We start from the raw sequence: 6,575 nt of genomic DNA on the forward strand, positions 1-6,575 counted from the left end.
TGAAACTGCCCCGGCAATCTCATTGGCACAGGGAAAAGAACAGACTCCAACCGACGGGGGGCGCGAGATGAACGCACTGCACGGCACCACCTCAAGCGCAGTTGTCACGCGTCTCCACGACGTCACGCGGAGCACCGAGAAGTCCGGCGCCGTGAACGGGCGGGGGTGCGTGCGCGGCGCCGGGCGTCAGGTCAAGACCTCGTCCTACATGACGCTGATCGACGTGGTCGAGGGCGTCAACGGGGGTTCGGGCGACGGGGGAACGGCGTACGGGGAGGGCACGGGGGAACGGGTCCCGACGGAGAAGGAGAACGCGGAAGCCGCGTTCACCGCCTACGTCCAGGAGCGCCGCGCCTCCCTGTACGCCACCGCCTACCACCTGACCGGCGACCGCTTCGAGGCCGAGGACCTGCTCCAGAGCGCGCTGTTCTCCACGTACCGCGCCTGGGACAGGATCAGCGACAAGGCGGCGGTCGGGGGCTACCTCCGCCGCACGATGACCAACCTGCACATCAGCGCCTGGCGCAGGCGCAAGCTCAACGAATACCCGACGGAGGAGCTGCCGGAGACGGTGGGCGAATCCGACGCGATGCGCGGCACGGAACTGCGCGCGGTCCTCTGGCAGGCGCTCTCCCGCCTCCCCGAGACCCAGCGCACGATGCTCGTGCTGCGTTACTACGAGGGCCGTACCGATCCCGAGATCGCGGACATCCTCGACATCAGTGTCGGCACGGTGAAGTCGAGCATCTGGCGGTCACTCCGCCGGCTGCGCGAGGACCAGGTCCTCAGCTTCGGCCGTGACGAGGAAGAGTCCTTCGGCGAGCTGGTCGCCTGAGGGCAGTAGGGGGAGCGGGGCCCGTCGTCTCGGGGGAGACGGCGGGGAGTGGGGGGAAGCACGGGGAAAGGCGAAGCGGCTCGTACAGGTCCGGGGGGTCCTGTACGAGCCGCTTCGTCGTGCTTCGACGTGCCTAGGCGTACGGGGTGCTCAACGGCCGCCGGCGGTGGGGGCGGCCGTGGTCCTGGCGGGTGCGGTCACCGGTGACGGGAGGGCCACCGCCCCCATCGTGACGGCGGCTTCGATACGGCTCAGCGCCTCCGCCTTCGCGCACGGGTGGGCGCCCAGGGCCGCCTGGCGGGCCACGATGCCGCGTTCCGCGCGCATCAGGCGCCAGCCCCGGCGCAGCAGGAACGGGACCGACTTGCGCCCCTCGCGCAGGTCGCGCAGCAGACGGCGGCGGTACGTGGTCGAGGGGCGGCCCCGCAGGCAGAGCGCGTCCGCCAGGACGCCCAGCTCGCCGCAGCGGGCGACGATGTCGGCGGCGAAGATGCCCTCCGCGACGAACACCGGCGCTTGCCCGAGGCCGAACGCCTCCGTGTCCTCGCGTGAGCTGGTCGCGATCGAATAGACGGGGACGGTCGTACGGCCCGTACGGCACAGCTCCACGATCGCCGCGACAGCGGCGTCCGCGTCCCAGGACAGGGGCGAGTCCCAGTCGATGTCCGTACTGCCGGGGACCAGCGGGAGCGTCGGGTCGACGCCCTCCTTGTAGAAGTCGTCGAGACGCAGCACGGGCAGTCCCGTACGGGCGGCGAGGGACGACTTGCCGGAGCCGGAGGGGCCGGCGAGCAGCACGACCCGGGTCGGGTGCGGTTGGGGGCTCACGGGACACCAGTCTGGCGCATGGACCGACGGAGAGGATCCCCGGGGAGGGTTCGGGATGAATTGTTGGTGTCGGAGAGGGCCGGTCAACTACGCTACGTGTCATTCCGATTACGTACACCACTCGGCCAGGCAGGAATCCCCATGGCACGTCACGCAGCCCACACCTCTCCGCGCCGCGCTCTGCTGCGCGCCGGTCTGACCGTCACGGCGGCCGGCGCGGCCCTCGGCCTGGCGGGCGCGGCGGCCGACGCGGCACCGGCGGCGGCGCCCGTGGCCGCCTCGGACGACACCCCGCTGGCGGCGGCCGGGTCGGCGGCCGCGGCGGGCCTCACGGGGGCCCTGACGCATACGGCCGCCCCGCTCACCAGCCTCAAGTTGAACCCGCTGGCGGGCACGGGCGTGGACCCGCTGGACAACGCGGTGGGCACCCAGATCGCCGACTTCAAGCCGGTCTCGACGGCCCGCCTGACGGCCCCGGTCACCAGCGGCGGAGCGATCAAGGACCTGCCGGTGGCGGGCGCGGTGACGGGGCTGCTGACGGGCTGAGCGGGCAGGGGCGTACAGGACTGTGCCCGCCGTTCGACGGAACGGCGGGCACAGTCAGGTACAAGAGGGGCCTGTCGGCGCCACGCGGGTCAGTACGACGCGCCCGAGGTGCCCAGTTTGCCGGTGGGGTGCCAGACCGTCTTTGTCTCCAGGAACGCCGTCAGGCGGCGCGTGCCGGGGTCGGCCGTCCAGTCGTCGGTGCGGCGGCGCAGGACGCGCTTGACGTTGTCCGCCGCCGCGATCTCCAGTTCCTTGGCCAGGGCCTCGTCCGCGCCCGTCAGGTCGATGCCGTTGACGTCCTGGTGCGCGGCCAGCGGGGTCGCGATCTCCGCCGTACCGCCGGACAGGATGTTGACCACGCCACCCGGTACGTCGGAGGTGGCCAGCACCTCGCCCAGGGACAGCGCGGGGAGCGGGGAGGCCTCGCTCGCCACGACAACTGCCGTGTTGCCGGTCGCGATCACCGGGGCGAGGACCGAGACCAGGCCCAGGAAGGACGACGTCTGGGGCGCCAGGACCGTCACGACACCGGTCGGCTCCGGGGTGGAGAGGTTGAAGTACGGCCCCGCGACCGGGTTCGCGCCGCCCACGACCTGGGCGATCTTGTCGGTCCAGCCCGCGTACCAGACCCAGCGGTCGATCGTGGCGTCGACGAGCGCCGCCGCCTTCGACCGGGAGACGCCCTCCGACGCGGCGACCTCCTGGGCGAACTGGCCCCGGCGGCCCTCCAGCATCTCGGCGACGCGGTAGAGGACCTGGCCCCGGTTGTACGCGGTCGCGCCCGACCAGCCGCCGAACGCCTTGCGGGCCGCGACCACCGCGTCCCGCGCGTCCTTGCGCGACGACCGGGGGGCGTTCGCCAGCCACGTGCCCTTGGAGTCCGTCACTTCGTACACCCGGCCGCTCTCGCTGCGGGGGAACGCGCCCCCGACGTACAGCTTGTAGGTCTTGAGGACGGACAGTCGCTCGTCAGACATCGAGGTATGCCTCCAGGCCGTGGCGGCCGCCCTCGCGGCCGTGACCCGATTCCTTGTAGCCGCCGAAGGGCGAGGTCGGGTCGAACTTGTTGAACGTGTTGGCCCAGACGACGCCCGCCCGGAGCTTGCCCGCGACCGCGAGGATGCGCGAGCCCTTCTCCGTCCAGATGCCCGCGGACAGGCCGTACTGGCTGTTGTTCGCCTTGGCCACGGCCTCCTCGGGCGTGCGGAACGTCAGCACGGACAGCACCGGGCCGAAGATCTCGTCCCGCGCGACGGTGTGCGCCTGGGTGACGTTCGTGAAGAGCGTGGGGGCGAACCAGTAGCCGGAGGTGGGGAGTTCGCACGCGGGCGACCAGCGCTCCGCGCCCTCCGCCTCACCCGTCTCCGCCAACGCGTGGATACGGGCCAGCTGTTCGGCGGAGTTGATCGCGCCGAGGTCCGTGTTCTTGTCCAGCGGGTCACCGATCCGCAGCGACGACAGGCGGCGCTTGAGCGCGTCCAGCACCTCGTCGTGGACCGACTCCTGGACGAGGAGCCGCGATCCGGCGCAGCACACCTGGCCCTGGTTGAAGAAGATGCCGGTGACGATCCCCTCGACGGCCTGGTCGACCGGCGCGTCGTCGAAGACGATGTTCGCGCCCTTGCCGCCCAGTTCGAGCGTGACCTTCTTGTCCGTACCGGCCAGCTGCCGGGCGATGGCCTTGCCGACCCCCGTCGAGCCGGTGAAGGCGATCTTGTTCACGTCCGGGTGCGCCACCAGCTCCGCGCCGGTCGAGCCGTCCCCGGTGATGATGTTCACGACGCCCTTGGGCAGCCCCGCCTGGCGGCAGATGTCCGCGAAGAAGAGGGCCGACAGGGGTGTGGTCTCGGCGGGCTTGAGGACCACGGTGTTGCCGGTGGCGAGCGCCGGGGCGATCTTCCACGCGAGCATCATCAGCGGGAAGTTCCAGGGAATGATCTGCCCGGCCACCCCGAGCGGGCGCGGATCCGCCCCGTACCCCGCGTGCCCGAGCTTGTCCGCCCAGCCCGCGTAGTAGAAGAAGTGCGCGGCGACCATCGGGAGGTCGAAGTCGCGTGTCTCCTTGATGGGCTTGCCGTTGTCGAGCGTCTCCAGGACGGCCAGTTCGCGCGAGCGCTCCTGGATGATCCTGGCGATACGGAACAGGTACTTGGCGCGCTCGGCGCCCGGCAGCACCGACCACTTCTCGAAGGCCTTGCGGGCCGCCCGGACGGCCCGGTCCACGTCCTCGGCCCCCGCCTGGGCGACCTCGGAGAGCACTTCCTCGGTGGACGGGCTGACCGTCTTGAAGACCTTGCCGCCGGCCGCGTCGGTGAACTCGCCGTCGATGAACAGGCCGTAGCTCGGCGCGATGTCGACGACGGAGCGCGACTCCGGTGCGGGCGCGTATGCGAATGCGTTCGTGGATGCCACGTTCTTGGATGCCATCTCTGCCTCAGTCCACCGTGACGTAATCGGGGCCGGAGTACCGGCCGGTGCTGAGCTTCTGACGCTGCATCAGCAGGTCGTTCAGCAGACTGGACGCGCCGAAGCGGAACCAGTGGTTGTCCAGCCAGTCCTCACCGGCGGTCTCGTTCACCAGCACCAGGAACTTGATCGCGTCCTTGCTGGTGCGGATCCCGCCCGCCGGCTTCACGCCGATCTGTACCCCGGTCCGCTCCCGGAAGTCCCGGACGGCCTCCAGCATCAACAGCGTGTTCGCCGGGGTGGCGTTGACCCCGACCTTGCCGGTCGACGTCTTGATGAAGTCCGCGCCGGCGATCATCCCGAGCCAGGAGGCGCGGCGGATGTTGTCGTACGTGGACAGCTCGCCGGTCTCGAAGATGACCTTGAGGCGGGCGGCGCCCGCGGCCTCCTTCACGGCGCGGATCTCCTCGTACACCTTGAGGTAGTGGCCCGCGAGGAACGCGCCGCGATCGATGACCATGTCGATCTCGTCGGCTCCCGCGTCCACGGCGTCCCGGGTGTCCGCGAGCTTCACGCTCAGCGAGGCGCGGCCGGCCGGGAAGGCGGTGGCGACGGAGGCGACCTTCACGCCCGAACCCGCGAGCGCGGCGACCGCTGTCGCGGCCATGTCCGGATAGACGCACAGCGCGGCTGTGGCGGGCGCGGTGCGGTCGGTCGGGTCGGGCCGGAGCGCCTTGGCGGCGAGCGCCCGGACCTTGCCCGGGGTGTCCGCGCCTTCCAGCGTCGTCAGGTCGATCATGGAGATGGCCAGATCGATGGCGTACGCCTTGGCCGTGGTCTTGATCGAACGCGTACCGAGCGACGCGGCGCGCGCCTCCAGGCCCACGGCGTCGACGCCGGGTAGTCCGTGGAGGAACCGTCGCAGTGTGCTGTCGGACGCGGTCGCGTCGGCGAATTCGTGGGTGGTGGTGGGCATGCTCACCAGAGGAGCATATCTACGCGCGTAGCGGTGTGTACAGCGTCCGTCGGCGTCCGGAGGGGAGCGTTCCCTAGATGTGACCGTGGCCTGGCCACGCTTTTCAGGACGTACGGCAGAATCGAAGGTATGACGAGTACCGACCAGCCCTCCGAGCCGACCTACGCCGACCGTGTCTACCGGTCCTCGGGCGGGATCGCGGGCGGGGTGATGCTGCTCCTGCTCTCCGTCTGGCTCGGCGGCGACGCGCTCATCAACGGCACGGGCCGCACGCCGTGGCTCGCGCTGGCGGGGCTGCTGCTGGTGGTGCCGCTCGTCGTCGCGTTCACCCTGCGGCCGGCGGTCTTCGCGGGCGAGGACCGGCTCCGGATCAGGAACCCGTTCCGGCTGATCACGGTGCCCTGGGCGGCCGTGAGGGACGTCCGGGCCGGGTACTCGTGCGAGGTGTTCACGGAGGACGCGGGCAAGTACCAGCTGTGGGCGGTGCCGGTCTCGCTGCGGCAGCGGAAGCGGGTGGCGCGGCGGCAGTCGCGGCAGGCGCATGACGATCCGCACAATATGACGTCCGTCACGGCGGATGTGAACGACACGAAGGCGCGGATGGCGCAGGCGGATCAGACGGTCGTGGAGCTGCGGGATCTCGCGGAGCGGGGCGGTTTGCGGGGCGCGGCTTCGGGGGAGCCGGTTGTGGCGCGGTGGGCGTACGAGGTGATTGCCCCTGCGGTGGCGGGGCTGGTGGTCTTGATCGTGCTGCTCGCGACGGGCTGACGGGCGGCTGCGTTTCGCCCGGTGGGCGTTGCTGTTACTGATTGTCCTCAATCGCCGGACGGGCTTGATTGTGCCCGCTGCGGGCCGGTTTTTGTCCGCGGGCCGGTTGCCGGGGGCCGGGCAGGGGCCGTGTCCTGCACTGCATGTTTTACGTCGCGTTCAGCAACTCCGAATCGCGTAACGGTCGCCATGCGACACAAAACACGCTTTACGTTC

At 70.7% G+C, this 6,575-nt stretch carries 7 protein-coding genes; 3 read left to right on the forward strand and 4 right to left on the reverse strand.

Annotated features, from left to right (window positions below):
* Positions 1 to 67: 67 nt before the first annotated feature.
* Positions 68 to 835 carry a SigE family RNA polymerase sigma factor gene (locus ACIO1C_RS19500; protein WP_401865030.1) on the forward strand — a complete coding sequence of 256 codons (768 nt, stop codon included), beginning with the start codon at positions 68 to 70 and terminating at the stop codon, positions 833 to 835.
* Positions 836 to 985: 150 nt separating this feature from the next.
* Here ACIO1C_RS19500 and ACIO1C_RS19505 read toward each other — a convergent pair whose 3' ends face one another.
* Positions 986 to 1,663 carry a hypothetical protein gene (locus ACIO1C_RS19505; RefSeq protein ID WP_401865033.1) on the reverse strand — a complete coding sequence of 226 codons (678 nt, stop codon included), beginning with the start codon at positions 1,661 to 1,663 and terminating at the stop codon, positions 986 to 988.
* Positions 1,664 to 1,804: 141 nt separating this feature from the next.
* On the opposite strand from ACIO1C_RS19505, the gene ACIO1C_RS19510 reads away from it, so the two are divergent.
* Positions 1,805 to 2,209 (forward strand): hypothetical protein, encoded by a 405-nt coding sequence (locus ACIO1C_RS19510; RefSeq protein WP_401865036.1) that lies wholly within the window; start codon positions 1,805 to 1,807, stop codon positions 2,207 to 2,209.
* A gap of 89 nt (positions 2,210 to 2,298) precedes the next feature.
* Here ACIO1C_RS19510 and ACIO1C_RS19515 read toward each other — a convergent pair whose 3' ends face one another.
* Genes ACIO1C_RS19515 through deoC form a run of 3 tightly spaced genes read right to left on the reverse strand, consistent with a single transcriptional unit; the run spans position 2,299 to position 5,591 of the window.
* The gene (locus ACIO1C_RS19515) at positions 2,299 to 3,186 is read right to left on the reverse strand and encodes an aldehyde dehydrogenase family protein (RefSeq protein ID WP_401865039.1); all 888 of its coding nucleotides are present in this window, start codon (positions 3,184 to 3,186) and stop codon (positions 2,299 to 2,301) included.
* Positions 3,179 to 4,636, reverse strand: coding sequence for an aldehyde dehydrogenase family protein (locus ACIO1C_RS19520; protein WP_401865042.1), 1,458 nt, complete (start codon positions 4,634 to 4,636; stop codon positions 3,179 to 3,181). Before ACIO1C_RS19520 ends, ACIO1C_RS19515 begins: the two co-directional genes overlap by 8 nt.
* A gap of 7 nt (positions 4,637 to 4,643) precedes the next feature.
* Positions 4,644 to 5,591, reverse strand: coding sequence for a deoxyribose-phosphate aldolase (gene deoC, locus ACIO1C_RS19525; RefSeq protein ID WP_401865110.1), 948 nt, complete (start codon positions 5,589 to 5,591; stop codon positions 4,644 to 4,646).
* A 129-nt stretch (positions 5,592 to 5,720) separates the two neighbouring features.
* Between deoC and ACIO1C_RS19530 the strand changes: the two genes are divergently transcribed.
* A complete protein-coding gene (locus ACIO1C_RS19530; RefSeq protein ID WP_401865045.1) occupies positions 5,721 to 6,359 on the forward strand; it encodes a PH domain-containing protein in 639 nt (212 codons plus the stop codon).
* Positions 6,360 to 6,575 lie beyond the last annotated feature (216 nt).

It is taken from the genome of Streptomyces sp. NPDC087420, assembly GCF_044744165.1.
In the GTDB taxonomy this organism is placed as follows: Bacteria; Actinomycetota; Actinomycetes; order Streptomycetales; family Streptomycetaceae; genus Streptomyces.

What these genes read in the sequence shown, in the direction of transcription:
- ACIO1C_RS19500 (WP_401865030.1), top strand. Translation starts at nt 68, where the DNA reads ATGAACGCACTGCACGGCACCACCTCAAGCGCAGTTGTCACGCGTCTC.
- ACIO1C_RS19510 (WP_401865036.1), top strand. Translation starts at nt 1,805, where the DNA reads ATGGCACGTCACGCAGCCCACACCTCTCCGCGCCGCGCTCTGCTGCGC.
- ACIO1C_RS19515 (WP_401865039.1), bottom strand. Translation starts at nt 3,186, where the DNA reads ATGTCTGACGAGCGACTGTCCGTCCTCAAGACCTACAAGCTGTACGTC.
- ACIO1C_RS19520 (WP_401865042.1), bottom strand. Translation starts at nt 4,636, where the DNA reads ATGGCATCCAAGAACGTGGCATCCACGAACGCATTCGCATACGCGCCC.
- deoC (WP_401865110.1), bottom strand. Translation starts at nt 5,591, where the DNA reads ATGCCCACCACCACCCACGAATTCGCCGACGCGACCGCGTCCGACAGC.
- ACIO1C_RS19530 (WP_401865045.1), top strand. Translation starts at nt 5,721, where the DNA reads ATGACGAGTACCGACCAGCCCTCCGAGCCGACCTACGCCGACCGTGTC.